General features: G+C 64.3%; 29 protein-coding genes. 12 read left to right on the top strand and 17 right to left on the bottom strand.

Features of this window, described 5'->3' with window-relative positions; genetic code table 11:
* Position 1 precedes the first annotated feature (1 nt).
* Complete coding sequence (locus ACNAOU_RS01865; protein WP_018778876.1) at positions 2-877, bottom strand: spermidine synthase; 876 nt, start codon at positions 875-877, stop codon at positions 2-4.
* A gap of 118 nt (positions 878-995) precedes the next feature.
* Between ACNAOU_RS01865 and ACNAOU_RS01860 the strand changes: the two genes are divergently transcribed.
* Positions 996-1148 (top strand): hypothetical protein, encoded by a 153-nt coding sequence (locus ACNAOU_RS01860; protein WP_018778877.1) that lies wholly within the window; start codon positions 996-998, stop codon positions 1146-1148.
* A 7-nt stretch (positions 1149-1155) separates the two neighbouring features.
* On the opposite strand, the gene ACNAOU_RS01855 is transcribed toward ACNAOU_RS01860, so the two are convergent.
* From ACNAOU_RS01855 to ACNAOU_RS01845, 3 genes are read right to left on the bottom strand one after another with little or no spacing between them, the layout of a single operon-like run.
* The gene (locus ACNAOU_RS01855) at positions 1156-1653 is read right to left on the bottom strand and encodes a GNAT family N-acetyltransferase (RefSeq protein ID WP_422757892.1); all 498 of its coding nucleotides are present in this window, start codon (positions 1651-1653) and stop codon (positions 1156-1158) included.
* On the bottom strand, positions 1654-2325 hold the full coding sequence (locus ACNAOU_RS01850) for an O-methyltransferase (protein ID WP_422757891.1): 672 nt from the start codon (positions 2323-2325) through the stop codon (positions 1654-1656).
* 40 nt (positions 2326-2365) lie between these two features.
* Positions 2366-2698: a thiamine-binding protein gene (locus ACNAOU_RS01845; RefSeq protein ID WP_055977396.1), complete on the bottom strand. Its 333-nt coding sequence runs from the start codon at positions 2696-2698 to the stop codon at positions 2366-2368.
* A 91-nt stretch (positions 2699-2789) separates the two neighbouring features.
* Between ACNAOU_RS01845 and ACNAOU_RS01840 the strand changes: the two genes are divergently transcribed.
* Both ACNAOU_RS01840 and ACNAOU_RS01835 read left to right on the top strand, forming a co-directional pair.
* Entirely contained in the window at positions 2790-3419 is a 630-nt protein-coding gene (locus ACNAOU_RS01840) for a TetR/AcrR family transcriptional regulator (RefSeq protein ID WP_018778881.1), read from the top strand.
* Between the two features lie 95 nt (positions 3420-3514).
* The gene (locus ACNAOU_RS01835; RefSeq protein WP_422757890.1) at positions 3515-4054 is read left to right on the top strand and encodes a DUF5684 domain-containing protein; all 540 of its coding nucleotides are present in this window, start codon (positions 3515-3517) and stop codon (positions 4052-4054) included.
* On the opposite strand, the gene ACNAOU_RS01830 is transcribed toward ACNAOU_RS01835, so the two are convergent.
* From ACNAOU_RS01830 to ACNAOU_RS01815, 4 genes are read right to left on the bottom strand one after another with little or no spacing between them, the layout of a single operon-like run.
* Positions 4051-4362, bottom strand: coding sequence for an AzlD domain-containing protein (locus ACNAOU_RS01830; RefSeq protein WP_018778883.1), 312 nt, complete (start codon positions 4360-4362; stop codon positions 4051-4053). The genes ACNAOU_RS01835 and ACNAOU_RS01830 overlap by 4 nt on opposite strands.
* Positions 4362-5147, bottom strand: a complete 786-nt coding sequence (locus ACNAOU_RS01825) for an AzlC family ABC transporter permease (RefSeq protein ID WP_422758652.1) — start codon at positions 5145-5147, stop codon at positions 4362-4364. The genes ACNAOU_RS01830 and ACNAOU_RS01825 overlap by 1 nt, the downstream gene beginning before the upstream one ends.
* Positions 5144-5578 (bottom strand): DoxX family protein, encoded by a 435-nt coding sequence (locus tag ACNAOU_RS01820; RefSeq protein ID WP_018778885.1) that lies wholly within the window; start codon positions 5576-5578, stop codon positions 5144-5146. Before ACNAOU_RS01820 ends, ACNAOU_RS01825 begins: the two co-directional genes overlap by 4 nt.
* Positions 5579-5630: 52 nt before the next feature.
* Entirely contained in the window at positions 5631-6518 is an 888-nt protein-coding gene (locus tag ACNAOU_RS01815) for a glycerophosphodiester phosphodiesterase family protein (protein WP_110505991.1), read from the bottom strand.
* Positions 6519-6568: 50 nt separating this feature from the next.
* On the opposite strand from ACNAOU_RS01815, the gene ACNAOU_RS01810 reads away from it, so the two are divergent.
* Complete coding sequence (locus ACNAOU_RS01810; protein ID WP_055977390.1) at positions 6569-7924, top strand: DUF445 domain-containing protein; 1356 nt, start codon at positions 6569-6571, stop codon at positions 7922-7924.
* 62 nt (positions 7925-7986) lie between these two features.
* The gene (locus ACNAOU_RS01805; protein ID WP_422757889.1) at positions 7987-8424 is read left to right on the top strand and encodes a VOC family protein; all 438 of its coding nucleotides are present in this window, start codon (positions 7987-7989) and stop codon (positions 8422-8424) included.
* A 46-nt stretch (positions 8425-8470) separates the two neighbouring features.
* On the opposite strand, the gene ACNAOU_RS01800 is transcribed toward ACNAOU_RS01805, so the two are convergent.
* Genes ACNAOU_RS01800 through ACNAOU_RS01790 form a run of 3 tightly spaced genes read right to left on the bottom strand, consistent with a single transcriptional unit; the run spans position 8471 to position 10853 of the window.
* Positions 8471-9244, bottom strand: coding sequence for a biotin-dependent carboxyltransferase family protein (locus ACNAOU_RS01800; protein ID WP_018778889.1), 774 nt, complete (start codon positions 9242-9244; stop codon positions 8471-8473).
* 39 nt (positions 9245-9283) lie between these two features.
* Positions 9284-10033, bottom strand: coding sequence for a LamB/YcsF family protein (locus ACNAOU_RS01795; RefSeq protein WP_018778890.1), 750 nt, complete (start codon positions 10031-10033; stop codon positions 9284-9286).
* Entirely contained in the window at positions 10017-10853 is an 837-nt protein-coding gene (locus tag ACNAOU_RS01790; protein ID WP_055977383.1) for a hypothetical protein, read from the bottom strand. Before ACNAOU_RS01790 ends, ACNAOU_RS01795 begins: the two co-directional genes overlap by 17 nt.
* 196 nt (positions 10854-11049) lie before the next feature.
* On the opposite strand from ACNAOU_RS01790, the gene ACNAOU_RS01785 reads away from it, so the two are divergent.
* Both ACNAOU_RS01785 and ACNAOU_RS01780 read left to right on the top strand, forming a co-directional pair.
* Complete coding sequence (locus ACNAOU_RS01785) at positions 11050-11214, top strand: hypothetical protein (protein WP_018778892.1); 165 nt, start codon at positions 11050-11052, stop codon at positions 11212-11214.
* A gap of 70 nt (positions 11215-11284) precedes the next feature.
* A complete protein-coding gene (locus ACNAOU_RS01780) occupies positions 11285-12589 on the top strand; it encodes an MFS transporter (protein ID WP_039239353.1) in 1305 nt (434 codons plus the stop codon).
* A 27-nt stretch (positions 12590-12616) separates the two neighbouring features.
* Here ACNAOU_RS01780 and ACNAOU_RS01775 read toward each other — a convergent pair whose 3' ends face one another.
* The gene (locus tag ACNAOU_RS01775) at positions 12617-13603 is read right to left on the bottom strand and encodes a LacI family DNA-binding transcriptional regulator (protein ID WP_422757888.1); all 987 of its coding nucleotides are present in this window, start codon (positions 13601-13603) and stop codon (positions 12617-12619) included.
* Positions 13604-14070: 467 nt separating this feature from the next.
* On the opposite strand from ACNAOU_RS01775, the gene ACNAOU_RS01770 reads away from it, so the two are divergent.
* Both ACNAOU_RS01770 and ACNAOU_RS01765 read left to right on the top strand, forming a co-directional pair.
* The gene (locus tag ACNAOU_RS01770) at positions 14071-15222 is read left to right on the top strand and encodes a Gfo/Idh/MocA family oxidoreductase (protein ID WP_422757887.1); all 1152 of its coding nucleotides are present in this window, start codon (positions 14071-14073) and stop codon (positions 15220-15222) included.
* Positions 15219-16013, top strand: coding sequence for a TIM barrel protein (locus ACNAOU_RS01765; protein ID WP_422757886.1), 795 nt, complete (start codon positions 15219-15221; stop codon positions 16011-16013). The genes ACNAOU_RS01770 and ACNAOU_RS01765 overlap by 4 nt, the downstream gene beginning before the upstream one ends.
* An 82-nt stretch (positions 16014-16095) precedes the next feature.
* Here ACNAOU_RS01765 and ACNAOU_RS01760 read toward each other — a convergent pair whose 3' ends face one another.
* Both ACNAOU_RS01760 and ACNAOU_RS01755 read right to left on the bottom strand, forming a co-directional pair.
* Positions 16096-17091, bottom strand: a complete 996-nt coding sequence (locus tag ACNAOU_RS01760) for a Gfo/Idh/MocA family protein (RefSeq protein WP_422757884.1) — start codon at positions 17089-17091, stop codon at positions 16096-16098.
* 1 nt (position 17092) lies between these two features.
* Complete coding sequence (locus tag ACNAOU_RS01755; protein WP_422757883.1) at positions 17093-18277, bottom strand: Gfo/Idh/MocA family protein; 1185 nt, start codon at positions 18275-18277, stop codon at positions 17093-17095.
* Positions 18278-18398: 121 nt separating this feature from the next.
* Between ACNAOU_RS01755 and ACNAOU_RS01750 the strand changes: the two genes are divergently transcribed.
* The gene (locus ACNAOU_RS01750) at positions 18399-19418 is read left to right on the top strand and encodes a LacI family DNA-binding transcriptional regulator (protein WP_039239346.1); all 1020 of its coding nucleotides are present in this window, start codon (positions 18399-18401) and stop codon (positions 19416-19418) included.
* Here ACNAOU_RS01750 and ACNAOU_RS01745 read toward each other — a convergent pair whose 3' ends face one another.
* On the bottom strand, positions 19419-20276 hold the full coding sequence (locus ACNAOU_RS01745; protein ID WP_422757882.1) for an EamA family transporter: 858 nt from the start codon (positions 20274-20276) through the stop codon (positions 19419-19421).
* Between the two features lie 85 nt (positions 20277-20361).
* On the opposite strand from ACNAOU_RS01745, the gene ACNAOU_RS01740 reads away from it, so the two are divergent.
* Positions 20362-21213 (top strand): LysR family transcriptional regulator, encoded by an 852-nt coding sequence (locus ACNAOU_RS01740; protein WP_422757881.1) that lies wholly within the window; start codon positions 20362-20364, stop codon positions 21211-21213.
* Between the two features lie 44 nt (positions 21214-21257).
* On the opposite strand, the gene ACNAOU_RS01735 is transcribed toward ACNAOU_RS01740, so the two are convergent.
* Entirely contained in the window at positions 21258-22916 is a 1659-nt protein-coding gene (locus ACNAOU_RS01735) for a DUF222 domain-containing protein (RefSeq protein WP_422757879.1), read from the bottom strand.
* A 165-nt stretch (positions 22917-23081) separates the two neighbouring features.
* On the bottom strand, positions 23082-24944 hold the full coding sequence (ilvD, locus tag ACNAOU_RS01730) for a dihydroxy-acid dehydratase (protein WP_039239343.1): 1863 nt from the start codon (positions 24942-24944) through the stop codon (positions 23082-23084).
* 86 nt (positions 24945-25030) lie between these two features.
* Between ilvD and ACNAOU_RS01725 the strand changes: the two genes are divergently transcribed.
* Positions 25031-25867, top strand: coding sequence for a helix-turn-helix transcriptional regulator (locus ACNAOU_RS01725; protein ID WP_064723575.1), 837 nt, complete (start codon positions 25031-25033; stop codon positions 25865-25867).
* Positions 25868-25872 lie beyond the last annotated feature (5 nt).

The raw sequence follows: 25872 nt of genomic DNA, 5'->3' as shown, positions 1-25872 counted from the left end.
GTCACTCGGCAGGAGGATCGTGCCGCACCGGGGTTCCGGCTGCGAAGGCCCGAACCTTGGCATCGTCCCAAATGTGGGCCGGCACGCCGCCACCCAGCAACCTGCGCGCCAGGGTGGGGTCATCGCCGAAAGGAACGTGGCTGCCGGCCATGATCATGTTGCCGTACCGGCGCCCTTTGAGCATGGCCGGATCAGCAATGATCATGGTGTGCTCGAAGGTGTCGGCGATAGTAGCGGCATCTGCCCGGGCATTCTTCAGGTCCGGCGCATCCCCTGAGTTGACCACATACAGTCCGTCAGCGGCGAGTACGGCATCGGCATGGGCCGTGAACTCCCGAGTGGTCAGGGCACGTGGCGTGAAGGCTCCCGCGAAAACATCGCGGATGATGAGGTCGCGGGTATCCGGAGTGAGGGACTCTGTGACTTCCCGGGCTTCTCCCACGCGGATCCTCAGCAACGGCGCCTTGGGCAGATCGAACCAGCCACGGACGTAGTCGGCCAGCTTGCCGTCAAGCTCCACCACCACCTGCCGCGCTTCGGGGTACGCCGAGTGGAAGTACCGCGCCATGGAGCACGCCCCACCGCCCAGATGGAGTGCACGCAGCTTGGGCTTGTACTCCCTGGGCCATCGGGATTCCACCAGGGCCGCAATCCACCGCATGTACTCGAAGTCCAGGAACAGGGGGTCCGCGAGGTCGATATGGGAGCTCATGACACCGTTGATTTTCAGCAGCCAGCCGTTGGAGTTGTCCTGGTCCTGCAGCAATTCGCAGTCGCCGGTATCGATGTAATAGACGCCTGCCACCGGGCCGTCAGGACGGGTGCCGGAGGGCACCTCGACGACTCCCGCCGTCGACCTTTTTCCGCGTTTCGCCACTATTGCCGCCCTGCCTGATCCATGGTTCCAGCCTAGTGGAGTGCAGTGTTACCCGATTCAGTCACATCAGTAGTAAGGATACTTACAATTTGGCTCCGCTGAGCCATATGATCGCTACATGGAACTTGGAGCATCGGTATGGGCGGAGGTACTGACGGCAGCAGTGGCATGGCTGACGGTGGTCTGCCTCCTGCTCGCGCGGGTGCCCAAACCGCCGGGCCTGCTCGACTCGCCGCTGGACATGGACCAGCCCGAGGAGAGCGAGCGCTGACTCAGGATCAGACGCCGGGGCGTACCATCCGATGCTCCGGGAGCGAGTACCACGATGGGTCGCACAACTGGCGCTTGCCGTCAGGGACGAACCCGTTGCGGCGGTAGAAAGCCTGGGCCCGCGGATTGTCGTCCAGGACCCACAAATAAGCCGGAGCGTCCCCGATCAAGGCGTCCACCAGCGCCTGCCCAACTCCCCTCCCGTGGATCCGTTCCAAGGTGTAAAGCATGAACAATTCCGTATCGCACGGGCGGTCCTCGTCGTTGCCCTGACCAGCTGCTCCGAGCCCCACCAGGTCGCCATCGGGACCGAAAGCCAGCATCCTTGCATGGCCCGCGGCGATGGACTCCTTGTACTTGTCGATGCGTTGGGGCAATCCTGCTTCCTGTTTGGCAAAGAACTCATCGGGCAGGAGGCGTCCATAGCTCTCGCGCCATGACTGGAGGTGCATCACGGCCATGGCCCGGGCATCGTCCACCGTTGCAGGGCGAAGCGTGAAGTCCACCTAGCGCACCCGCGCGATCGCGAAGCCGTCCCAGCCCTTGCTCCCTACCGTCTGGATGGCCGTGGCATCCAGACGCGGATCCTGCCCCATCATTTCCAGCGCCTTTACGATTCCGGGAGCGTTGGTCTCGTCCCGCCCGGGCTCCAGGATGGCACCGTCCCAGATCACGTTGTCCATCACGATCACCGTGCCGGGGTGACCCAGCCGGATGGCCCAATCGAGGTAATTGGCGTCGTTTTCCTTGTCCGCATCAATGAACACAAAGTCGAACGCCTCCTGGCCTGCAAGCGTCGGAAGCGTGTCCAGGGCCGCACCCACCCGGATGTCCACCTTGTGGCCAACGCCGGCAGAATCCAGGTTGGCGCGTGCAACATCGGCGTGCTTCCGGAGGTATTCACACGTAACGATCCTGCCGTCATCAGGCAGTCCCTGGGCCATCCACATACTGCTGAACCCAGCCAGCGTTCCGATCTCCAGCACGCGCCTGGCCCCCGACATCTGCACCAGCATCCTCAGCAGCTTGCCAGCGTTTGGCGCTACCTCGATGGCCGGCATCCCGGCCTCCATGGCGGAAGCCACCGCGCGCTGGTGGGCAGGTTCGGGATGCACGACGACGTCCGTCAGGTACCGTTCGACGTCCACCCAGCCGGGCTCGGTCACGTGTTCAATCATGGCCCCCAGTCTGGCACTGACCGCCCGCCGTGGAAAGCATCTACTCCGAAGCGGAGATGGCGTCTTCCAGGCGCTCCACCTTGCCGGTCAGCTCGCCGCTGTAACCAGGGCGGATGTCCGCCTTGATGACCAGCGAGACGCGGCTGCCATAGCGCCCGACCGCCTCGGTGGCCCGTTTGACGACGTCGAAAACTTCGTCCCATTCGCCTTCGATGGTGGTGAACATGGAGTCCGTCTGGTTGGGCAACCCGGACTCGCGGACGATCTTCACTGCGGCAGCAACGGCGTCGTGCACGGAGGCGTCAGGGGTGGGTCCACCATTGGCGGCGGAAGCGGGCTGGCCCGAAGGGGCAACTGAGAATGCAAGCAACATGAATCCAGTGTTTCATGTGCCGGTTTGTCATATAACAACCTACTCCCGCGTAACAACAGGCCTGAACGCCTGCGTTGCTACCCTGACAAGCATGGAACAGCCCTCTGAACGCAAGCCCCTCAGGGCAGACGCCGCACGCAACGTAGACAAGATCATTACCGCCGCCCGGCAGTGCTTCCGTGAATTCGGCCCTGACGTGCCCCTGCAAACCATTGCCGCCACCGCTGGAGTTGGCCCCGCAACGTTGTTCCGCAACTTCTCCGACAAAGAGCAATTGGTCCTCGCCGCACTGTCGCGTCAATTGCGCCAGCACGTGGACCCCGTAGCCGCTGCGGCAGCGGACGGCATGGACGCCGCCGAAGGCCTCATCAACGTCATCGACGCCGTGATGCGGGTTGCCAGCGAAGATGCCAATCTGCTTGACGCCGTCGCCGGCCGCCGTGGGCTCCTCATGGGCATCACCGGTGGGCTCATCGGGTCCATGGCCACACTTTTGGAACGCGGCCAGGGCCAGGGATCGCTGCGCAAGGACATCACTATCGAAGACATGGTCAGGCTGGTGGCCATGTTGATCGGGGCAGTGGACACCATGGAACCGGGATCCGAAGCCTGGAAGCGTCCTGTGGCCCTGATCGAGGACGCTATCCGGACAGAACGCCCCTCGCGTCCCCTGCCGGAACAGTCGGGCATCCCCGGAGTGACGCTCACCGAAGGCGCCTGAAGCCCCTCCGCGGCTTCCAGGGCCCGGCCCGATCCTTGGCCCATGGTGAGTCCTGCCCATCGCGGAGCCGAAGACGTGCCCGTATCGTCTACCTAATGAATATTCCCCTGAGCTCATACTCTTCCAGCGGAGCAGGATCCGCTGCCACGGCCGGCCTCGCCCTGCTGTTCATGCTGATCTACTTCGCCGTGATCTTCGCGATCGTTGGTGTGCTCTACATGGGAATCTTCACCAAGTCCGGCCGACCGGCCTGGGCCGCCTTCGTCCCTGTCTACAACGGGATCAAACTGCTCGAGATCGCCGGGCGCCCATGGTACTGGTACTTGCTGTTCCTCATCCCGTTCGCCGGGATCTACTTCAGCATCGTGGCCCTGAACGACCTCGCAAAGAGCTTCGGGAAAGACGCCGGCTACACGGTGGGGCTTGTCCTGCTTCCGGTGGTCTTCGTGCCCATGCTTTCGTACGGCTCAGCTCAATACCTCCGACCGGCAGCCGGCCGGCAGTTCATGGCGTACCCGCCGGCATATCCCCCGGTTTACGGCCAGCAACAGGGCTACGGCCAAGTACCGGGGTACGGACAGCCGCCTGTCCAGGGTCATCCCGGACAACACCCAACGGACCAGCAGTACCGCTAGCCCCAGCCCAGCAGCCGCAGCAAAGCAGCGGCTGCCGCACCCGAAATGACAACAACAAGAAACGGCGCACGAAGCAGTAGTGCGACGGCGGCAGCCACCAGGGCGCCGATCCGCGCGTCGAGAACCAGGCCCTGGCCGGACGCCACAGCGTTCACCACCGTGAGGGAGGCGAGCAGCCCGATGGTCATGGTTCCGGCCACGTGCATGATGCGGGGGTTGTCCAACAGCTTGGCGGGCACAAAGTAGCCCACCAGTTTGGTGAGATAAGCCAAGGCGCAGGCGATGAGGATCCACAGCCAGAGGTTCATTACGCACCCCCATTTCCGTGATGATCTTTGCTGTGCTGATTCTTATCTCGCCGGCGAGTCTCCGCGTAGGGATCCAGATCCGGCTCAAGCCCTTCATCCATACGCGAGTGGCTGAACCAGCCGATCACGCCTGCCACCACGGCCGCAACGAGAATCGGGACGCCGGAAGGCACGAAGGGCACGGCCAGCACTGTAGCCAAGGCGCACGCTGCGGCAATCGCCCAGGGTTGGCGCCCTTTGAGCCGGGGCCACAGCAGCGCCAGGAAGGCCGCAACGGCAGCACCATCCAAACCCCACTGCTTCGGGTCGCCCATGGCATCGCCTGCCAACGCTCCTACCGCCGTGAAGATATTCCACAAGATGAATATGCCAATACCCGCGGTCCAGAACCCGCGGGCTTGTTCGCCGGGATCGGACTGGCCGGAAGCTGTGGCAGTCGATTCGTCAATGGTGATGTGGGCGGAGACGTAACGCTTCCAGCCCCCTGGACGCAGCATGGCGTTGATCTGCATTCCGTAGATTCCGTTGCGCAACCCCAGCAGGGCGCTGGCAGTCATCGCGGCAACACCTGAGCCTCCACCCGCCACCACGCCGATGAACGCAAACTGGGATCCACCGCTGAACAGCAGAAGGCTCAAGACCATGGTTTGCCAGAAATCAAAACCTGATGCCACGGAGAGGGCCCCGAAAGATACGCCATACAAGCCCGTCGCAATGCTCAGGGACAGCGCAATCTTGAAGGCCGGTGACTCCTTCAGCTTCTCGGGAGCGGAACCGCCACTCATTTCCGGAGACTCCACGACCAAAGGATGAGGGGAAGTTGCAGCGGCAGGCGGAGTGTGTGGATACGGCGCTCTTTCTTCGTGCCAGTCGGACCGTAGGCGCGACGCAAGGCATCAATATGTCCTGCAAGGAATGCAGTGAACATGGCGGTAGTCGCGTCAGCAGCAACCTTGCGCGTGGCAGGGACCAGCAGTCCGACGGCGACTGCGGCCTCCAGCAGGCCGGAAGACGCAATCCATTCCTCGCGGGACATAACTGCCAGGGGACCGTTCGGGCGGCTCCCCGGCTCATCCTTGCGGCACAGGTAGTCCGGCACCACAGGCTTGTAGAACGAAGGCGTGCGGAAGTGCTTCACAGCGCTGGTCAGGAGCAGGGCGCTCAGGGCGACTGCGGAAGTGGTACGGGTTGCTTGGGCTGACCAGCGAAAAGGCATGAGACCACTCAATCACAAGCGGAGTGGCCCCCAAAGCCGGAGCTACGCCGGTCTAGTTGGACACCATCAACTGGGCGAGTACCTGCGCCGGCTTGTTGGTGGTGATCTCCTGGATGCCGAGGCCTTGGCACAGGGCAACATCCTTTTCGGAGTCCACAGTCCACACCCTGAACGTGCGCCCGGCTTCCAACCAGCGCTGAACGTTCCGTGCGTGCTCGCGCACATAGTCGATCCCCGGACCGGCGATGCCCACCTGTCCTTCGTCCAGGACACGTTCGGCATCCTCCTGGGCTGCTTTCATGACATTGGCCACGGCACCGCCGGTAAGGAAGCCCAGCCCGAGTTCCTGCCGTATTTCCTGCACTGTGAAGTCATCCACCAACTGGCAAATGTGGCGCCCTGGAACCGATTGGAGCAACCGCTGCACGGAGTCGGAGTCAAAGCTCATGAACGAGATTTGTATATTCTCCAGCCGTGATTCTTCGGCGGACCAGCCTTCCTGCTCCAGGACTGCGATGACCCGCTCCTCAAGCTTGAGCCCGTAAGGACTGGGATGCTTGAGTTCGATTGCCAGACCAATTTCCCGTCCCGCTCCCCGGAGGATGTCCAGCAGTTCCGGCAGGGTAAGGAACTGGTCTGCCACTCCCCCATAGGCGTCCGGAATGCGCGCGCCTTTCCATGAGGAGAAATCCAGGGACCTGAGCTCCTCCAGGGTGTGTTCCGAGACAGGTCCCGTGCCTGTGGAGGTGCGGTCGAGGTTGGCGTCATGCAGGAGGACCACGTGTTGGTCACGGGTCAGGTGGACGTCGCACTCCACACCGTCGGCGCCGTCGGCGATGGCCTTCAAGTACGCCGCACGGGTGTGCTCGGCGAACGCGGCACTGGCACCCCGGTGGGCGTAGACCTTCGGGCGGAACGGGGTGAAGTCGTCGCTAGTCATGCAGACACGGTAGCCCACACCGCCGTCCCAACGGGGGCTACGCTGGGCTAATGCAGGTGAACTCTGAGCGAATCCCAACTGAAGACGTCACCACCCCGGACCCGCTGCCCACGCAGCCAGGTTCGACGACGACGCGCGGACGTACCGCCGTCGTCGATCTTTCCGCTGGTGAAAGGGAAAAGGCAGCCGCGCTGCTGCGGATGAAGCGCTTGGCGCTGGCCCTCCTCATTGCCATGGCAGTGATTTTCACGGTAGCTTTCGCGTTCCAGAAGCAATATCCGTGGCTGGAATATGTGCGTGCTGCGGCCGAAGGCGGCATGGTGGGTGCTTTGGCGGACTGGTTTGCCGTGACCGCGCTCTTCAAGTACCCAATGGGCCTGCGGATTCCGCACACGGCCATCATTCCGCGGCGCAAGGACCAGATCGGCGAATCGCTCAGTGAGTTCGTGGAGAGCAACTTCCTTTCACAGGAGGTTGTGCAGGAGAAACTGGCGAGCATCGATATCGCCCGTAAAGCCGGGCACTGGTTGTCCGCTCCCGGCGGCGCCGAACGCGTGGCCAAAGAGGGCGGCGCGGTGATCCGCGGCGCGTTTACGGTCCTTAACGACGACGACGTGCAGGCGGTCATCGAAGGAATGGTCCGCAAGCACCTCCTCACTCCCCCGTGGGGGCCGCCCGTGGGCCGGATGGCGGAAAGGATCTTCGCTGATGGACACCACCACACGCTGGTGGACCTGCTGGTTGACCGCGCCGCAGACTGGGTTGATGCCAACCATTCAACTGTGAACCGGCTGGTGTCGGACCGCTCGCCCCTGTGGGTGCCGACCTTCGTTGACGGGCTGGTGGGAGACCGCGTGCACGTGGAACTTTCCAAGTTTGTCCGCGCAGTCCAGGCCGACCAGAATCACCAGGTCCGCCAGTCGATCGACGCTTACCTCACCGACCTTGCCCAGGATCTCCAGCATGATCCGGCAATGATAGAACGGGCGGAGAGCATCAAGGCGCAGATCCTGGGTGACCCCGAGGTCCGCGAACTTGCCTCCCGCACGTGGGGGACGGTCAAGACGGCACTGCTCAACGCCGTCGACGATCCCGACAGCGAACTTAGCCAGCGCTTCAAGAGCGCCGTCCGCGACTTCGGTGCGCGCCTGGTCAACGACGACGAACTGGCGGGCAAGGTCAACACGTGGATCGGCGACGCCGCCGGCTACCTGGTGAACACGTACCGCTCAGACATAGCAGGCGTCATTTCGGACACCGTGGCGCGGTGGGATGCCGAGGAAACCTCGCAGAAGATCGAACTCCAAGTGGGCAAGGACCTTCAGTACATCCGCATCAATGGAACCGTTGTGGGCGCGCTGGCAGGCCTGGCGATCTTCACCGTGGCCCATCTGCTCTTCGGCTAAAGACCCTTCGGGGTGAGTGGCCGGCTCTGGAGCTATCCAGCGTGCCTTGGTACGTTCAACGCATGCCTATCAAACTTGAAAACGTCGGGATTGCCGTCCGGGATCTTGAAGCAACAATCGCGTTCTTCACCGACCTTGGCCTCACGGTGTTGGGCCGCGACACAGTCAGCGGCGAATGGGCCGACACCGCCGTGGGGCTCGACGGCAACCACGCCAAGATCGCGGTACTCCAAACCCCCGACGGCCATGGCCAGTTGGAGCTTTTCGAATACCTCCACCCGGATGCGATCGAAACGAGCCCGACCCTTCCCAACGAGATCGGCATGCACCGGGTCGCCTTCTCCGTTGACGACATCGATGCCTCCCTCGAAATCGCGGCCAAGCACGGATGCACCCCTTTACGCGGTGTTGCCAACTACCAGGACATCTACAAATTGACGTACCTCCGTGGGCCCAGCGGCATCCTCGTCATGCTGGCCCAGAAAGTGAAGAAGGACTGACGCTCGGGCACGTTGTTGGGTGTCTCGTCACCGGGGCCCCGATCCGCTAACCCAGCAGATGCACCATCTGCCCCGGCCTGGCTTGGCCTATCAAGTCAATATCCTCATCCCGCACGACGGCAATAACAGGGGACTTAGCGGTGGCGGGCCGGTCGGCAAGTGCAATCACCGGAAGGCCCGACGCCGGCAGCACCACCGAGCCTGCCGTCAACGGTTGGGCCTCGGGTGCCGGAGCCGAAGCCACCTCGAGTGGCCGGCCCGCCAGCCGCGCACCGACCCGGTCCGACTCAGGCGAGAGAATCCACGGTTCCGTGGTCAGGCGATGCCACAACCCGGCGTCGTAGTTGGGGACGCGGGGTCCGCGGCTGATCCGGGCGACCACCGGCCGTTCCGGATCCAAAGCGCGGCGGGCTGTCTGGTGGATGTGTGGGAAACCATGTCCCTGTGCCTTGCCAAATGACAGTGCGGCGCCGGCTTGGAGTGCCCCGCGGCCCGTGAATCCGCCCTGCACGGCAACGTAGTACCGGATTCCGAACTTGGCCGGACCGAAGGACAGCACCGCTCCGGGAGCCACCCGGACGGGCTTGTTCAGCGGCAGCTCTTCGCCGTTGAGGGTCACGACGCCCTCGGCACCAGTCACTGCAACGGCGGAGCCTGTCACGAAGCGGAGTTTGAGCCCACCCACCAGCACCTCCAGACCGGGCGCTGTGGCGGAATTACCCAACAAGGCGTTGGCAAGGTTCATGGACGCGCGGTCCAGGACATGCTCCGGCTCAAGCACCAGGCTTGAGGACCCGGGATCCACCACTACTGCGCCCATGCAACCTCCCAACCCATGAATTCTGCCGTCCAACCAGAATCAGGCGAACGCCTCAATGCCCACGCCGGCGCTTTCAAGGCCCTCGCGAACCGCGGTCGCCATCGTTACCGCTCCCGGCGTATCGCCGTGGATGCACAGCGAATCCGCTTGGACAGGCACAACCGAGCCGTCAATGGCCACTACTTCCCGACGTGTTGCCAGCCGCACGGCCTGTGCCACGACTGCAGCGGTGTCGTGCAACACGGCGCCTTCCTGCGTGCGGGGAACCAGCGTTCCGTCCGGCAAGTACGCCCGGTCCACGAACGCTTCGCGGAAGACAGGGTGTCCTGCTTCCTCGGCCAAGGTGATCCAGGCCGAGTCCGGCAGGCCCAATACGGGAAGCCCGGGATCGTAGGCGTGGACGGCCGCGACCACGGCCTCGGCCTGCTCGGCGTCCCGGACGATTCTGTTGTACAGGGCGCCATGCGGCTTCACGTAGTCCACCGAGGCTCCTACCGCGTGGGCCATGCCGTCCAGGGCTCCCAGCTGGTACAGCACATCGCCGAACAGTTCGTCGAAGGTCATGTCCAGGGAACGCCGGCCGAACCCTGCCAGGTCCCGGTATCCGACGTGCGCTCCTACCCGAACATCGAGTTCAAACGCCGCACGGCAGCTGTCCAGCATGGTGAGGGGGTCGCCGGCATGGAATCCGCAAGCGACATTCGCGCTGCTCACGATGCGGAACATCGAGGCGTCGTCGCCCATGGTCCAGGAGCCGAAAGACTCCCCCAGATCAGCGTTCAGATCCACTATTGCCGCCTTCCAGTATCGGGTTCTCCGCAGGGGTCGATTTCCCGGCAATGTTTTTGGGTGCGTTGGGAAGCAGTTCACCTGGAATGGTGTCCGGCAAGGGGCCAAATGCTTCCTTGGCAGTTGACACCACGGCCCGCCCCATCATCATGTTTCCGGCACCGCCCACCACTGCGCCAATGCCAAACGGCAGTGCGCGGCCAAGGAACGCAGACCCTTGCCGCTTTATCAGGTTCTTGAGGAACGCCCGCTGGATGGCGTCCCGGACGACTCCAAAGCCGCTGCCCGGGATCTTCTTGGTCAGGGTTTTCCCCCAGGCATTTGTGACGCCCATTCCCCGTCCCAGTGAATGCCCGCTGAGCGCGCCGAGCATGGACGTGCCTTCTTCACCCAACATGATGGCCATGACCATGGTCTGGGCCCGGACAGGGTCAGTGAGCCGGATGCCATGGAGTTCTGCCAAGGACGACGCGTACAGCGCGGTGGTTTCCAGGAAACCCACGGTCGCCAGGGCTGAGAGTCCCAGCGATGCCGCAGTTCCAATTCCAGGCACGACGGCGGTGGCGCCCACCGCTGCACCGCCACCTGAAATGGCGAACAGGTAGTGGCGCTCGAGTTTGGCGGCAAGCTGCGCCGGGGAATCGTTGGGGTGCCTTCTCTGAAGCCTGCGAAGGTTCGCCAGGACCAGGGGACGCTGGACCTCCACTGCCTTCAGGAGCACGTTGTGCACTCCTGGCTTGGTGTTGCCTTCGGCATCGAAGACTGCGTTGTGTGCTGTCTCCTGGGCGATTTTCACCGCCGGGTTGGGTCGCTTGGGCATGTTCACCTCTCCTTGGCAGCTCTGATTGTTCAGGGAACTGATGGTTTCAGCCTATGCCACACTCCAACGTCGCATGGGCCGTTTTGTGCCGTTTGTGGATACTATTCCGCGCAGAGCGGACCCCGTTTTCAGCCTTCCGCGGCGTAGACTGAGTTCACTCACGGAAGCAGTCCAAGAAGGACAGGGAGTATCCGTCATGACCGCCCCGGACAAGAACGAGCACCTCGACCGGCACCACACCGACGCCCCGGCAGAGGGTGAAACCGAAGGCTGGGTTCCGCACGACACCGGCCTGCACAGCCAGGAGCCGGCGGAGGGTCCGGACATCGACGACGACGTCCCGCCGTCGGGCGCTTCTTGACCTGACGTCTCCCCACGCCGGCGGCTGGACCGCCTTACGCAGCGTCCCGACACAGGTTTAGGCTGGTGAAATGGCCGCCCTGAGAGCGCTGCGCCCCTTTGCACACCGGGAATTCCGGGTGTTGATTTCTGCTTTGTCGATTTCCATTTTCGGATCCGGCATGTGGGCCGTGGCGATGGTCTACGAGGTCATCCATCTGGGAGGCGGCCCGCTGGAATTGTCGTTGGTAGCCACTGCCGCCAGCATCGGACTGGTGGGATTTGTGCTGGCAGGTGGTATCGCCGCCGACCGCTTTCCCCAGCGGCTGCTCATCATCGGCGTGGAGGGGGCCAATCTGGCTGTGATCGCCACGGTGACGTTGCTGGCGATGCTCAATGTCCTGCAACTCTGGCATCTGGCCCTCGGTGCGTTCGTCCTGGGCGTGGGGCAGGCCTTTTTCTTTCCGGCATATTCGGCGATCCTTCCACGCATCCTGCCGGCAGAGGACCTCCTCGCGGCCAACGGGATGGAAGGTACCGTCCGGCCGATCCTCCAGCAAGCGGCCGGTCCGGCGATTGCGGGCATCCTGGTGGCGGCATTTTCACCGGCGCACGCCGTTGCCGGGGTTGCTGCATGCCATTTCCTGGCCTTCGGGATCCTGAACTTCCTCAACAGACGAACTTTGGGCGGCCCCGATGCCGGCGTGGCGTTCTCCGACGCGTCGGCTGGGAGGTCCTTCCTGAGGGACCTCCGAGAAGGGTTCAGCTATACCGTCCGCACCCCCTGGCTGCTGTGGACACTGCTGTGGGCGTGCCTGTCCGTGTTGTTCCTGATCGGGCCGATTGAGGTCCTGCTGCCCTTCGTCGTCCGGGACCAGCTCGGTGGCGATTCAAGGATGTTTGGCTTCCTGCTGGCGGTCATGGGCGTGGGGAGTGCCGTCGCCGCGCTGGCCACCGCTTCTTTCCCCCTCCCCCGCCGCTACCTGACAGTGATGGTAGTGACGTGGGGCCTCGGAAGCCTGCCCGTCGCAGCCATTGGTTTCATGGACAGCGTGTGGCTGCTCGGAGGTGCCATGCTGATCTTCGGAGTCACCGAGGGCATGGGAACGGTCATCTGGGGCACACTCCTGCAGCGAAGGGTCCCACGGCATTTACTGGGCCGGATTTCGAGCCTGGACTTTTTTGTCTCCCTGGCCCTGATGCCCGTGTCCATGGCCCTCGCCGGGCCCGTGGCCGAGGTGGTCCCCATCTGGCTGATCTTCCTGGTGGCCGGACTGGTGTGCCCGTTCATGGCATTCGTGGCCGTCTTCGCAGCGCGCATGATGACTGACGAGATCGACAATCCCTTGACGCCGGCCGTTTCCGAATCCGCGGACTCACAGTCCGACTCCGTTTAGCGCGGTAGCCCGGTCCTGCCGCAGGCCTTACCCAGGCACGGGCCCTGTGGTGCGGCGCGCCACCAGGTGCGGTGTCCGCACCAGGTGGGTGGCCGGCGTCGTCCCCTCCAAACGGTCGACGGCGCGGTCCACTGCGGCCTGCGCAAGGAGCGGTGCGTCCTGGCTGACGGAGGACAGCTGGACGTAGCTGAGGCGTGCAAATTGACTGTCGTCGTAGCCAAGGACGGACACGTCTTCCGGCACGCGAAGGCCAGCAGCCTTGAAGCTCTCCCAGACGCCCAGGGCGCAGCGGTCGTTGAAAGCCACGACGGCGGTGGGCAGCTCCTCCTGCAGCTTCCGTCCGGCGCGCAAACCGTCTTCTTCCGTGGGGCCACCCGGGACTACGCGGTCATCCAGTCCGCGGCGCTCCATTTCTTCCCGGAAGGCCGCCCTGCGCTGCGGACCGGAGATGGCCTCACCGCCGTCAACGTGGGCTATGCTGCGGTGGCCCAGCGAGGTCAAGTGCTCGATCGCGAGGTGCATGCCGGCCCGGTCGTCGCTGCTCACGGAGTCCACGGAGTCCCCAACGTCGTCCCGGAGCAGGCTGACTACAGGCACCCGGGCCGCGTATTCGGCCAACTGCTGTTCTTCGAGGGTCGGGGAAATCATGATCAGGGCTTCGCATCCGAGATCCAGCAGCGAGTCCGCCGCACGTTCTTCGGACCGTCCGTTGGCCACCGCACTGAGCGCGATATCGTAGCCCCGCAGTGTGGCTCCGGCGTAGGCGGCATCAACGATTTCGGCGTGAAAAGCATGGGCAGTGGAGAAACTGACGCCAAGGAGCCTCGTGCGGCTGCTTCGGAGGAGGCGGGCACGACTGTCCGGCCTGTAGCCAAGTGCCCGGGCAGCTTCCTGCACTTTTGCCCGGGTGGCGTCCGATGCGCCTGGAACATCCCGCATGACGATGGAAACGAGGGCGCGTGAAACACCTGCTGCTTCCGCTACGTCCATCAACGTAGGCCGTTTGCCCGTCATGGCGCTCCTCTGTTCGGGAGCCAGTCTATAGAACGATCCAACCGCCGGGCTTCGAACGAGTCGTGCGGTCGGTCGCGACTCAGACGACCGACCGCACTAGCCCGTTCATGCAACGATGGCGCCCCGGGCGGGCCCCAGAACCCGCCACACCCATCGCTGCCTACTGTGCCGATGACACGCGACGCAGCCGAAAAGGGCAACGGCGCGGAACGCGGTCAATGACATGGGCACTGGATATGTAGTCCGAGTCCCTCAAACATGACGCGGAGTTCCGAAGAATATTTCCGGGAAGAGGTTTTTTGTTTGAAGTCCGGGACCCCTTAGACCTCTTTTTGGGCATCTCTCCGAATCCGACGCCATCTTTACGGCCTCCCAAGAAACCCACTAGAACGATCTAGACACGCACTCACACTGCATGCAACCATGGGAGCGACTAGAACGATCTAGAAACCTGAAAAGGAGCCCCAGTGACGTATCTCCAGCACCCGGTCCAGGCAGAGCAGCCTGTCCGCATCGCCGTCATCGGCGCTGGCTGGATCGGCAAATTCCACGCCGAGACCATAGCCCGCCGCATTCCGAATGCCCGACTGGAATCAATCGCCGACCCCGTCCTGCCCGCCGTCGAAGAACTCGCAAACAAGCTTGGCGTGGCCAAAATCAGTACGGACGCCGCCGATGTGCTGGCCGACCCGGACGTTGATGCTGTCCTCATCGCCTCTCCCATGCGTTTCCACGCCGGGCTGATCACAGCCGCAGCGTCAGCCGGCAAGGATGTTTTCTGCGAAAAGCCCGGCGGGCGGACCATCGATGAACTCGACGCCGCCATCGATGCCGCGGCGAGCGCCGGCGTCGTTCTCCGGTTTGGCTTCAACCGCCGTTACTCCAGCGATTTCGCAGCCGCCCGCAAGCTGGTGGACGACGGCGCCGTAGGCACACCGCAGTTGCTGCGCTCCCTCACCCGGGACCCCGGAACCGAAGCCGGAATCAGCAACCCGGAGCGCATTGCTCCAGGCACGATCTTCCTGGAAACCCTCATCCACGACTTCGACACCCTCAACTGGCTCAACCCCGGGGCCGTCCCGGTCAAAGTCCACGCGGTCGCTGATGCCCTGGTAGCGCCCGAGGCGAGGTCGGGCGGCCTGCTGGATACCGCCGTCGTGACCGTCACGTACAGCAATGGCGCCATCGCTGTGGCCGAAGCGAACTTCAATGCGCTCTACGGCTACGATGTCCGCGGCGAAGTGTTCGGCTCCGCAGGCATGGTCACCGCCGGAACACCGCAGGCCACCAACGCCACCAGCTACACCGCCGCAGGCATCGTCACGGAGACTTCGCACCTGAACATCCACCTCTTCCACGACGCCTACACCGCCGAGCTGGCGGCCTTCGCGGACGACGTCGCGGCACGCCGCGGATACCCGGAGCAACGCACAACGGCGGCCGTCCCGCTGGCCCCCGTGGCAGCTCCGGGTGGGGTGGATGCACGGAACGCGTTGGCCGTAGCACTGGCTGCCTTCAGGTCCGCGGAAACAGGCTTGCCCGTGGAGATTTCGGACATCGCGGAACTGCAGGCCGCAGAGCCCGCTGCGCAGCCCGCCCCGGCCGGGGTCCCCGCATGAGCTTCCGCCTGGCCGTCTGCGCGGAAATGGTCTACGGCGAACTGCCACTGGTTGACCGGGTTCGTCGGATCCACGAGCAAGGCTTCGAGGTAGAGCTATGGGACACCCGAGGCCGGGACATTCCGGCTTTGGCCGCCACCGGGGCATCGTTCTCCTCCATGAGCGGATACTTCGGGGGCAGCGTCATCGACGCCGCCAATGCCCACGAGGTCCTTGCGTCGGCAGAAAAGCTGGTTCCCACTGCGCTGGAACTGGGCGTGGAGCGCATGGTGGTCCATCCTGCCGAACTCGGCGAGGGAGGAAGGGCCGTGAGGCCCACCCACCGCTCAACGGGCGACATGTGGCTGACAGGGCTCCGGACTCTGGAAAAGCTTGGCGAACTGGGCGAAAAACACGGCATCACGTTCGCCTTGGAGAACCTCAACACGATCCTGGACCACCCGGGCATTCCGCTGGCAAGGGCCAAGGACACCCTGGCCCTGGTGCAGGCCGTCAATCATCCCAACGTGAAGATGATGCTGGATCTGTATCACGCGCAAATCGGCGAGGGGAACCTGATCGAGCTCGTCCGTGCGGCGCAGCCATTCACCGGCGAGATCCAGGTAGCCGACGTGCCCGGGCGCTTCGAACCCGGAACCGGCGAGATCAACTATCCGGCGATCGCGAAGGCCCTCAACGAGGCCGGCTATACGGGGGTGGTCGGCATGGAAGCCGGCGCGATCGGTGGCCAGGGAATAGACGCGGGCGATGCCGCCCTGGCCGCCTTCCGCGCCGCGTTCTCTCCCAACTGAGTCCCAGCAGCGCGCGTTATGGGCGCAGGAACCGCCCGCCCACAACGCGCGCTGCTGCTTGCACCGTTGCTACCCGTCCGGGTCAGTACTTGACTGGCTCCATGCGGCCGGAGCGCAAGGAAAGCACAGCAGCCTCGGCGATGGCTTGGGCCTTCAGCCCGTCTTCCAGCGACGGCGCGGGAGCCACGCCGCTTTCCAGCGCAGAAACGAACGCCGAAAGGGCCGAGGCATACGTCGGTTGCACGCGTTCGAACCAGCCGGGGTGCAGCCCGTCGTCCACCACTGACGTGCCGGAGTAGCGGGACACTGCCCCGTTCCGGTGTCGTCTGGCTTCCACCATTCCCTCGGAACCCATGACCTCGATGCGTTCGTCGTACCCGTAACCGGTGCGGCGCACACTGTCGATCTGGACCAACGCCCCTCCGGGGAGCCGCAGCGTGACGGCGGAGGTGTCGACGTCGTCGTGATTCGCCACGCCGGGTTCCGCCAACGCTGATCCAGTGGCGAAAACCTCCACCGGATCCACGCTGGAAAGCCAGCGGGCCAAGTCGAAGAAGTGGACAGTCTGGTCGCGCATCTGGCCGCCGGAGACGGCGACGTAGGACAACGGGGGCATGGATGGGCCACGGGAGGTGAGTTGGATCAGTTCCACCGTGCCGATCCCTCCGGAATCGACCACACGTTTGAGTTCGGCGTAGTCGCGGTCGAACCGGCGGTTGAAATCCACCATCACGGGGACGCCGCATTCCTGCACGAATGTGGCGGTTTCGCGGGCGCGGTCCAGGTCCAGGTCGATCGGCTTCTCGCACAGGGCTGCAATTCCGACGGCGGCCGCGCGCTGCAAGTGCCCGGCGTGTGTGTCGGTGGAGGAGGCGATGAAGACAGCGTCGATCAGGGATGGGTCGAACACCTCCTCCAACACCCCGGCGGCGGCAGCACCGTGGGCCGCGGCGAGGGTTTGCGCGCGCCGCTGGTCGACGTCGTAAACGAGCCGGAACTCGACCCCGGGATGTGCGGCGAGGTTTGCCGCGTGGACGGTGCCGATGAAACCGGCACCAATGAGTGCGAAGCGGATCATGTCAGGCTGCTGCTTTCTGGTGTGCTGATGCGGGGACTATCCATGCGGAATCGTCGTGGTGCGAGGCTGCGACTGCTTCCACGAACTGGACGCCGATCAATCCATCGACCCCGGTAGGGAAAGACAGCCCGCGTTCCGGGAGCGGCGTGGAGTCGCGGCGTGCGCGGAGGACCTCGGCGAGGTCGGAATAAAAGTTTGCGAAGGCCCCAAGGAAGCCCTCCGGATGGCCGAGGCCGACGCGGGTGAGCCGGGACGCGTCGTCGTGCAGGGTGCTGAGCCCCTGTGTGAGGACGGTAGTGGCTCCTGCCGGATCCTGGACCTTGAGGTAATGAGGGTCTTCATGCTGCCACTCCAGGCTGCCCTTCTCCCCGTAGACGCGGATGCGGAGTCCATGGTTGTGGCCAGTGGCGGCCATGCTTGCCCAGACGCGGGCCGGGACATCGCCGGTCAGTTCGAGTTCCACGGTGGCGTTGTCGAAGACCCGGCGCCCTGGCACCAACGTCTGCAGCCGGCCGGAGAGACGCTGGGCTTCCAGTCCCGTGATGTAGCGCAAAAGGTGGAAGGCGTGTGTGCCGAGGTCGCCCACGACGCTCGGGAAGCCCGCAATGTCCGGATTGGTGCGCCACGAAGCCTGCTTGTGGCCCTCGTTTTCCAGCGGGGTGGCCGCCCACCCGGAAGCATGTTCGACGTCGACAAAGCGGATGGCGCCCAGCTCCCCGTTGCGGACCATGCGGGCAGCCTGGCGAACCATGGCGTAGGCGGAATAGCAGTGCGGCACCGCAAGGATGGCGTCATTGGCGGCGGCGATGCGTACGAGTTCGGCGGCGGAAACCGAGTCCTGCGTGAGCGGCTTCTCGCAGACCACAGAAATGCCGCTGCTGAGGAACGTGCGGGCGATCTCGAAGTGGCTGTCGTTGGGCGTCGCCACCACCACGACGTCCACACCGTCTTCGCGAACGGCCTCGGCCTCAGCCATTTCGCGGACGTCCCCATAATTGCGGTCCGCCGGCACACCGAGCGCGGCACCGATGGCACGGGAACTGCTCGGATCCCGCCCGAAGATTCCGGCCTGGAGGTCGTAATGGCCGTCAAGCCTCATGGCGAAGCGGTGGGTCTTGCCGATGTCGGCGCCTTTGCCGCCTCCGACCATGCCGGCTATCAGTTGCCGGGTATGTGGTTCACTCATGAAAAATCCTCAAGGACTCTCTTTGGAATTTACTTGGACCGGTCCATAATGACGGTGGGGAGGCGAAGGCGTCAAGCCCTCTAAGCTTGGATGGGATCTGCCGGAGTGAAAGGAGACATGCGTGACTGACGCGTCCAGCCTGCCCGGAAGCAAGCCCACCATCCGCGATGTCGCCAGCGCCGCGGGCGTCTCAAAATCCTTGGTCTCCCTGGTCCTGCAGGGCTCTGCCAACGTCAGCGACGGTCGCCGTCGCGCGGTCCTCGAAGCGATGGAACAGCTCGGTTACCGGCCCAACCGGCTGGCCCAACGCCTTTCCGGACCGCGCAGTGGCACCATCGGGGTGATGCTTAATGACATCCGGAACCCATGGTTTGTGGAACTGCTGGAAGGGCTCACCGCGTCACTGCACGCGGCCGGCATCTCACCGGTCCTGGCTGACTCCTACACCGACAACCGCGTGGGCCGCAGTTCCGTGGAAACCCTGCTGGAGCAGCGGATCGACGGCCTGGTAGTGGTAGGAACCACCACGGAATCGGCTGCGATCGAAAACGCCTCACGAAACATCCCTGTGGTCCTGGCCGGGACGCGCGAACCGGAACTTCCCGGCGTTGACATCGTGGTCAATGACGACGACGCCGGCGCGCGGCAAGCGACCGGGCACCTGCTCTCGCTGGGGCACCAGCGCATTGCGCATCTCCAGGGCCCGGGCGAAGTCGGCAAGTTGCGACGGTTATCGTTCGAACGGACCATGCTCGACGCCGGGTTGGAACCTTTGGTGGTAACTGGCGGGGTGAGCGAGGAGAGTGCCTATGCTGCCGCGAGCCGTCTCCTGGCCGGACCCCAACGGCCGACCGCGATCTTCGCCTACAACGACATCGCATGCATCGGGGCACTCTCCGCGGCCGACGACCTTGGACTGTCCGTGCCCGAGGATCTCTCACTGGTTGGCTACGACAACACCTACCTCGCGAGGATCCGGCATCTGTCGCTGACCTCCGTGGACAACGGCAATCTCGCCGTGGGGGTGGAAGCCGGGAAGTTCATCCTTGAGCGGCTCACAGCCCCGGAACTTCCTGCCCGCCTGCACCAGGTTCCGTCGCAGCTGCAGGTGCGGGGGTCCTCTGGGGATGCCCCGTCGTAGCTACCGTTTCACTCGGCCCAGCAACAGCACTCCTGCGTTGGCTCCGACGATCAGGACGATTCCCGCCCACTGCGCTGGTGCAAGTTCCTGACGCAGAATGAGGGCTCCGATGACGGCCGCGAAAACGGGGTTGATGCTCATCAGCACGCCGAACAGATTCGCCGGAACCCTCCGCAGCGCGATCAGATCCGCCACATATGGCAGCACTGAAGCCATGATGCCGGCACCCACGGCACAGAGCACCGCAAAGCCATCGATGGGTTGGGTCAGGAAAACTACGACGGCAACCGGCAGGAAGAGGGTCGCCGACACCCCCGTGGCGGCCGCTGTGCCCTGGATTCCTTGGATTCGTTGGCCCACTATCCGGTTCAGGAGGATGTACGCAGCCCAACTGCATGCGGCAATTAGTCCAAGGCTGATGCCGGGAAGATCTGTGGACGCCTCCGGACCGGTGATCGCCACAACGCCCACTGCGGCGGCGAGCGCGCACAGGGCACTTCCCTTCCCTCGGGAACCCGCAAGGGCCACGGCCAGCGGGCCCAGGAACTCCAGCGTCACTGCCAGCCCCAGGCCAATGCGCTGAATGGATGCATAGAGCCCGAGGTTCATGGTCCCAAACGACACGGACAGGAGAAGCACCGGCCACCATTGGTGCCAGCTCAACTCGCGCAGCCTCGGCCGCACGACCGGAAGCAGGACAGCCGCGGCCACAAGTTGTCGAACAGCAACGACGCCCACAGGTCCCATGACAGGAAAAGCGAGCGAACCGCTGGCGGCCCCCAGTTGGTTGGAGAGCGCACTGGCGACAAGGGTTGCGGCTCCCCCGGCCTTGCCCGCTGCGGCGTTGGTCTGTTCCATGAGGAGATTCTGCACGCCGGGGGTTCAGGCGCTAAATGCATGAATTGGCGTATTCATGCGCTGCGTGCATGAATAAGATGAGGACATGGACGTGGAACTGCGCCAATTGCGCTGTCTTATCGCGGTAGTGGAGCAAGGCACGTTCACCGACGCCGCCATCGAGCTTCGAATGTCCCAGGCCGCCGTGTCACGAAGCATCGCAGCCCTTGAGCAAGCACTGGGGACACGCATCGTGGAGCGAACCACCCGCAGCGTGGGGCTGACAGCCGCCGGTGAGCGCGCACTGGGCAAGGCCCGCAGGATCATCGCGCTCCTGGCCGATCTTGAACGTGATGCCCGGGCCGGAACGGGGCAGATCCGCATGGGTTACGCGTGGTCGGCTCTGGGTGAGCACACAACCGAATTCCAACACCGCTGGAAATTGCGCTTCCCGCACACCGGGCTTCAACTCACCCGTTCCAACACCCCAAGCGGCGGCCTGCTGGATGGAACCACCGATTACGCAATCCTTCGACGACTCCCGCAGACCGCCGCCGTCGAGCATGTGCGCGTCGGCGAGGAAAAGCGCTACTGCGCCATGTCCACTGACGATCCGCTGGCCCCAAGGAGGTCAGTGTCTTTGGCGCAAATCGCCACATTGCCCGTGGCAATGGACCTGCGCACAGGCAGCACAACACTGGACCTATGGCCGGAGCAGGGTAGGCCCCCGGAGGTTATCCCTATCCACGACATCGACGATTGGCTGACCGTGATCGGCAGCGGGGCCGCGCGGGGCATCACTGCAGCCTCCACGGCACATCAATATCGACGCCGGGGAGTCGCCTACCGGCCGGTGCGTGACGCACCCATGGTTCCGGTGTACGCGGCGTGGCTGAAGAACGACCCGCCCCAGGATCACCAGGCTGTGGTTGCATTGCTGGCCGAGCTCTATCGGTAGGCCGCCTTTGACAGTCGCCCGCCATGGCCGTGAAGGCTGGCGGTCTATGTCCGCAGCGGTGCGTGGTGATGGTTCCGTCGGGCGGCTTGGCTGGGATCGACGTGCGCCGGCGGGATGAACCACGGGATGCCGTTTCTGCTCGCAATCATCCACTGTTCCTTGTGGATGACGTGATGATGGTGTGAGCACAAGAGCACGCCGTTGTCGGTGTTGGTGGGGCCACCTTGCGACCAGTAGGTGATGTGGTGGGCTTCGCACCAAGGCGCCGGCATGGTGCAGTCCGGGAAAGCACATCCTTGGTCGCGGGCCTGGAGGGCCTTGCGGATGTGGGGCGGGAAGATCCGGCTGGTCCGGCCAATTCCGAGGACCTGGCCTTCGGTGCCGAGCAGGACCGGGAGGATATCGGCGTCGCAGGCGATCTTCCGGATGACGTTCGGGTGGATGGGTCCTTGGAAGGTTGATACCGCGCTGCTGAGCCTGGGTCGCAGGCCGCCTGTGCCTGTTGTGCCGTTGCCTGCCGCTCTTGTGCCCGGGTCGGTTTCACCGGTGCCCACAGGGTTGCCGGTTTGTTGATTGGCAGCGTGGCTCTGGAGCTGGTCAAAGAGATCCCGGTAGTCGATGGTGACCATGACTTGGGGTTTCAAGCCGCCATTGGCTGGTAGCTGACCGGTTCTCAGGGCCAACGCGCAGCCACCGACCAGACCGTCGAGGAGTTTCTGGGCGCGGGAGCGGCGACCCGGTTCCGGAATCGGGTTCCTCCCGTTCGCGGGCTCCATGCGAACGGTGGCGGCTACCCTGCCCTCTGGGGTGCGGACCTGAGCGGCTGAACTCCGACCCCTGGTGTCCGTGCCGCGCTGGGTGGTATGGACAGCCGTGCGGCTTGGGCCGTTTCTCCCTCCCGGGCCGCCAGAACTGCCAGTGTTGCGCACCTCGCCCTCAACGAGGCGGGGGTTCGTGGCGGCGTTCATGACGGTGGTGAGGGTCTCGAATTGCTCTGCCGTTGCGAAGATTTCGAGATGATTCAGGCCAAAGCGTGGCTTTCGAATGAACGCACCTTGGAGTTGCCGAAGCACTTCTTCCGTGGGTTCGGCACCGTCTTGGTCAATGAAATCCATCCAGCGGCGGGCCGTCGTGGAAACAAAATCCGTGTCGGACTGGATGGCTGTGGACGTGAGGTCCTTCTCCATCCTGGTGATGGTGTCCTGATCGGTCAGAAGCTGGACGCGGTCCAGTGCTGTGCTGATCAGGGTGGCCGAGCCGCCGGATACCAATGCGTCGGCCACAGCGGAGGCCAGCTGTTCGCGCTGCGGCGGGACCGGCTCTCCGGCAATGCAGACGCCGGGCAGGACGGCGTCCGCAAGGGCCAGGCGACGCCGGGCTTCCTTGGCTGTGATCCGCAGCCGTGCACGGAGGAAATCTGCAGCGTTCCGGTACCCGTCATCGAGCACAGCGGCAGTTCCGGCTTCCTTGCGGGTTCGCTCCACGGCCCGGGCTGCGACGAGCTGAAGGTACTCCACGGTCCGGGCAATGTCCTCGACCCTGCCGGCGAAAGCGCTCGCCTCGCCGAAATCGAACATCGAGGCTTGAGCAAGGATCGACGCCCTCACACCATCCAGGGCATCAACACCGTCTTCGAGGCAGTCCACCGCGGAGTCCGATGAAGACTCCGCCTGCCCTTCAGCCACCTGCCCTCCGATCCCCATAAAGCAAGCCTGTCACGGCCCCAATCCCCAGTAACCACGCCAATCTGTGTATGTGGATAACGCATCAACCGCAGTTAAGCAGAAAAAGGCCGCCTGCCGCCGTCGTGCGTTGTAAAAGCACGACGGCGACAGGCGGCCCGGGCGCAAAAGGCGCGGCGCTAGGCCTTAGAGGTTTTCCACCAGCGAGACGTCCCGGACGGCGCCCTTGTCAGCGGAGAGTGCCATGGCCGCGTAGGCGCGGAGAGCCGGCGACACCTGGCGGTCGCGGTTCTTGGGCTTATACCCGCCGTTGACTTCGAGCTTCTCGCGGCGTTCGGCGAGGATCTCGTCGGAAACCTGCAACTGGAGCGAGCGCTGGGTGATATCGATGCTGATGATGTCACCGTTCTCCACCAAGGCGATGGCGCCGCCGGAGGCAGCCTCCGGGGAAATGTGCCCGATCGACAGCCCGGAGGTGCCGCCGGAGAAGCGACCGTCGGTGATGAGGGCACACTTCTTGCCCAATCCCCGGCCCTTAAGGAACGACGTCGGGTAGAGCATTTCCTGCATGCCCGGGCCACCGCGGGGGCCTTCGTAGCGGATGACCACCACGTCGCCTTCCTTGATAGTTTTGTTCAGGATCATTTCCACGGCTTCGTCCTGCGACTCGCACACAACGGCAGGGCCCTCGAAGGTCCAGATGGACTCGTCCACGCCTGCGGTCTTCACCACGGCACCGTCCACCGCCACGTTGCCGCGCAGCACAGCGAGGCCGCCGTCCTTGGAGAACGCGTGCTCCACGGAACGGATGCAGCCACCCTCGGCGTCGGTGTCCAGGGAGGTCCACTCATTCGATTGCGAGAACGCTGTTGAGGAACGGACGCCACCAGGGGCCGCGTGCCACAGCGCCCGTGCCTCCTCGGTGGCCTTGCCGCCGCGGATGTCCCAGTCGTCAAGCCAGCCGTCGAGGTCGGCGGAGTGCACTGAGTGGACGTTCTTGTGCAGGAGGCCGCCGCGGTTCAGCTCACCCAGCAGGGCGGGGATGCCACCGGCGCGGTGCACGTCTTCCATGTAGTAGGTCTTGTTTCCGGCGACGTTCGGGGCCACCTTGGCCAGGCAGGGCACCTGGCGGGACTTGGCGTCCATTTCGGCCAGTCCGTACTCCACGCCGGCTTCCTGGGCCGCAGCCAGCAGGTGCAGGATGGTGTTGGTGGAGCCGCCCATGGAGATGTCCAGGGCCATGGCGTTGTCAAAGGCCTCAGCGGTGGCGATGGAGCGCGGCAACACGGAGTCGTCGTCGCCGTCGTAATAGCGCTTCACGAGCTCGACGACGGTGGCACCGGCCTTCTCGTACAGCGCCTTGCGTGCGGTGTGGGTCGCGAGGACCGAGCCGTTGCCCGGCAGGGCCAAGCCGATGGCCTCGGCGAGGCAGTTCATAGAGTTGGCCGTGAACATGCCCGAGCAGGAACCGCAGGTGGGGCAGGCGTTCTCTTCGATGAGGTTGATGTCCTCGTCGGAGATGGATTCGTCCACGGCGTCGGCGATGGCGTTCACCAGGTCCAGGGAACGCACGGAACCGTCGGTCAGGGTCACGCGGCCGGCCTCCATGGGACCGCCGGAGACGAAGACCACCGGGATGTTCAGGCGCAGCGCTGCCATGAGCATGCCCGGAGTGATCTTGTCGCAGTTGGAGATGCACACGAGGGCGTCCGCGCAGTGTGCGTTGACCATGTACTCAACGGAGTCGGCGATCAGGTCGCGGGACGGCAGGGAGTAGAGCATCCCGGAGTGGCCCATGGCGATGCCGTCGTCGACGGCGATGGTGTTGAATTCGCGCGGTACTGCGCCGGCGGCGAGGATCGCGTCCGAGACGATCCGGCCCACGGGGGCAAGGTGGGTGTGACCGGGGACGAACTCGGTGAAGGAGTTTGCCACGGCAATGATCGGCTTGCCGATGTCCGTGTTGGCGACGCCGGAGGCGCGCAGCAGTGCGCGGGCGCCGGCCATATTGCGGCCGTGGGTGACTGTTCGTGAGCGTAGTGCAGGCATAAGTACCATCCTGCTGGGGTTTTGTTACCCCCGGAAGACGGTGCTGCTACTAGTAGTGAAAGTACCAGAGTAATAGTGTTGTCAGCGTGAAAGATGAGAGGCGCAAGGAACTGGGGCTTTACCTCAGGACCCGCCGCAACCAGGCCCTGCGCTCCGACTACGGGCTGCCCCCGGTGGGGCGGTCCCGCGAGCGCGGACTGCGCCGGGAGGAGATCGCGTTCCTGTCCGGGGTGAGCGTCACCTGGTACACCTGGCTCGAACAAGGCCGGGACATCAGCCCTTCCCGGCAGGTCCTTGAGTCCATCGCACGGGCCCTGCACCTTTCGGATACCGGGCTCGGCTACGTGCTCTCCTTGGGCGGATACGCCTCCACCATTCCCAAGGGTCCGGTTGCCGCCGATGCACCGGCGCATGTCCAGCGCCTGTTGGACGCCTTGGATCCCAATCCCTCGTATGCGCTTTCACCGGACTGGGGCGTGGCCGGGTGGAACCGCGCCTACGAGGCGCTGTACCCGAACATTGGAACTTTCGACGCCGCCGACAGGAACCTTTTGTGGCTCGTCTTCACCGACCCCTACGTCCGGGACCTGCTCCCGGACTGGGACGTCACCAGCAAGAGGTTCCTCGCCGAATTTCGTGCAGAGACGGGTCAGCGGCTGGGTGATCCGGATGTCGCTTATCAGGTGGAACGACTCAAGGAGGCCAGCCCGGAATTCCAGGAAAGCTGGGACCGCTACGACATCCTTGGCTTTGAGTCCCGCGAGCGCCTTTTCCACCATCCCGCAGTGGGAGTGCTGCAGCTGGAGCACCACCAGGTATCGCCGTCGGACCGGCCGGACCTGCACATTGTGGTTTACACCCCGGCACCAGGCAGTGACGCCGGTGAGCAGATGGAGCGGCTGCTGGAGACCGGGCGGTCGTAACCCGG

Origin of the sequence: Paenarthrobacter sp. C1 (assembly GCF_049315185.1) — a bacterium.
Lineage (GTDB): Bacteria > Actinomycetota > Actinomycetes > Actinomycetales > Micrococcaceae > Arthrobacter > Arthrobacter nicotinovorans.
This window is presented reverse-complemented; position numbering and strand designations above follow the sequence as displayed.

What these genes read in the sequence shown, in the direction of transcription:
- ACNAOU_RS01860 (WP_018778877.1), top strand. Translation starts at nt 996, where the DNA reads ATGGAACTTGGAGCATCGGTATGGGCGGAGGTACTGACGGCAGCAGTG.
- ACNAOU_RS01820 (WP_018778885.1), bottom strand. Translation starts at nt 5,578, where the DNA reads ATGCCTTTTCGCTGGTCAGCCCAAGCAACCCGTACCACTTCCGCAGTC.
- ACNAOU_RS01745 (WP_422757882.1), bottom strand. Translation starts at nt 20,276, where the DNA reads ATGGAACAGACCAACGCCGCAGCGGGCAAGGCCGGGGGAGCCGCAACC.
- ilvD (WP_039239343.1), bottom strand. Translation starts at nt 24,944, where the DNA reads ATGCCTGCACTACGCTCACGAACAGTCACCCACGGCCGCAATATGGCC.
- ACNAOU_RS01835 (WP_422757890.1), top strand. Translation starts at nt 3,515, where the DNA reads ATGAATATTCCCCTGAGCTCATACTCTTCCAGCGGAGCAGGATCCGCT.
- ACNAOU_RS01780 (WP_039239353.1), top strand. Translation starts at nt 11,285, where the DNA reads ATGGCCGCCCTGAGAGCGCTGCGCCCCTTTGCACACCGGGAATTCCGG.
- ACNAOU_RS01800 (WP_018778889.1), bottom strand. Translation starts at nt 9,244, where the DNA reads ATGGGCGCAGTAGTGGTGGATCCCGGGTCCTCAAGCCTGGTGCTTGAG.
- ACNAOU_RS01785 (WP_018778892.1), top strand. Translation starts at nt 11,050, where the DNA reads ATGACCGCCCCGGACAAGAACGAGCACCTCGACCGGCACCACACCGAC.
- ACNAOU_RS01825 (WP_422758652.1), bottom strand. Translation starts at nt 5,147, where the DNA reads ATGAGTGGCGGTTCCGCTCCCGAGAAGCTGAAGGAGTCACCGGCCTTC.
- ACNAOU_RS01775 (WP_422757888.1), bottom strand. Translation starts at nt 13,603, where the DNA reads ATGACGGGCAAACGGCCTACGTTGATGGACGTAGCGGAAGCAGCAGGT.
- ACNAOU_RS01790 (WP_055977383.1), bottom strand. Translation starts at nt 10,853, where the DNA reads ATGCCCAAGCGACCCAACCCGGCGGTGAAAATCGCCCAGGAGACAGCA.
- ACNAOU_RS01805 (WP_422757889.1), top strand. Translation starts at nt 7,987, where the DNA reads ATGCCTATCAAACTTGAAAACGTCGGGATTGCCGTCCGGGATCTTGAA.
- ACNAOU_RS01850 (WP_422757891.1), bottom strand. Translation starts at nt 2,325, where the DNA reads ATGATTGAACACGTGACCGAGCCCGGCTGGGTGGACGTCGAACGGTAC.
- ACNAOU_RS01755 (WP_422757883.1), bottom strand. Translation starts at nt 18,277, where the DNA reads ATGAGTGAACCACATACCCGGCAACTGATAGCCGGCATGGTCGGAGGC.
- ACNAOU_RS01765 (WP_422757886.1), top strand. Translation starts at nt 15,219, where the DNA reads ATGAGCTTCCGCCTGGCCGTCTGCGCGGAAATGGTCTACGGCGAACTG.
- ACNAOU_RS01740 (WP_422757881.1), top strand. Translation starts at nt 20,362, where the DNA reads ATGGACGTGGAACTGCGCCAATTGCGCTGTCTTATCGCGGTAGTGGAG.
- ACNAOU_RS01840 (WP_018778881.1), top strand. Translation starts at nt 2,790, where the DNA reads ATGGAACAGCCCTCTGAACGCAAGCCCCTCAGGGCAGACGCCGCACGC.
- ACNAOU_RS01815 (WP_110505991.1), bottom strand. Translation starts at nt 6,518, where the DNA reads ATGACTAGCGACGACTTCACCCCGTTCCGCCCGAAGGTCTACGCCCAC.
- ACNAOU_RS01735 (WP_422757879.1), bottom strand. Translation starts at nt 22,916, where the DNA reads ATGGGGATCGGAGGGCAGGTGGCTGAAGGGCAGGCGGAGTCTTCATCG.
- ACNAOU_RS01760 (WP_422757884.1), bottom strand. Translation starts at nt 17,091, where the DNA reads ATGATCCGCTTCGCACTCATTGGTGCCGGTTTCATCGGCACCGTCCAC.
- ACNAOU_RS01810 (WP_055977390.1), top strand. Translation starts at nt 6,569, where the DNA reads ATGCAGGTGAACTCTGAGCGAATCCCAACTGAAGACGTCACCACCCCG.
- ACNAOU_RS01845 (WP_055977396.1), bottom strand. Translation starts at nt 2,698, where the DNA reads ATGTTGCTTGCATTCTCAGTTGCCCCTTCGGGCCAGCCCGCTTCCGCC.
- ACNAOU_RS01830 (WP_018778883.1), bottom strand. Translation starts at nt 4,362, where the DNA reads ATGAACCTCTGGCTGTGGATCCTCATCGCCTGCGCCTTGGCTTATCTC.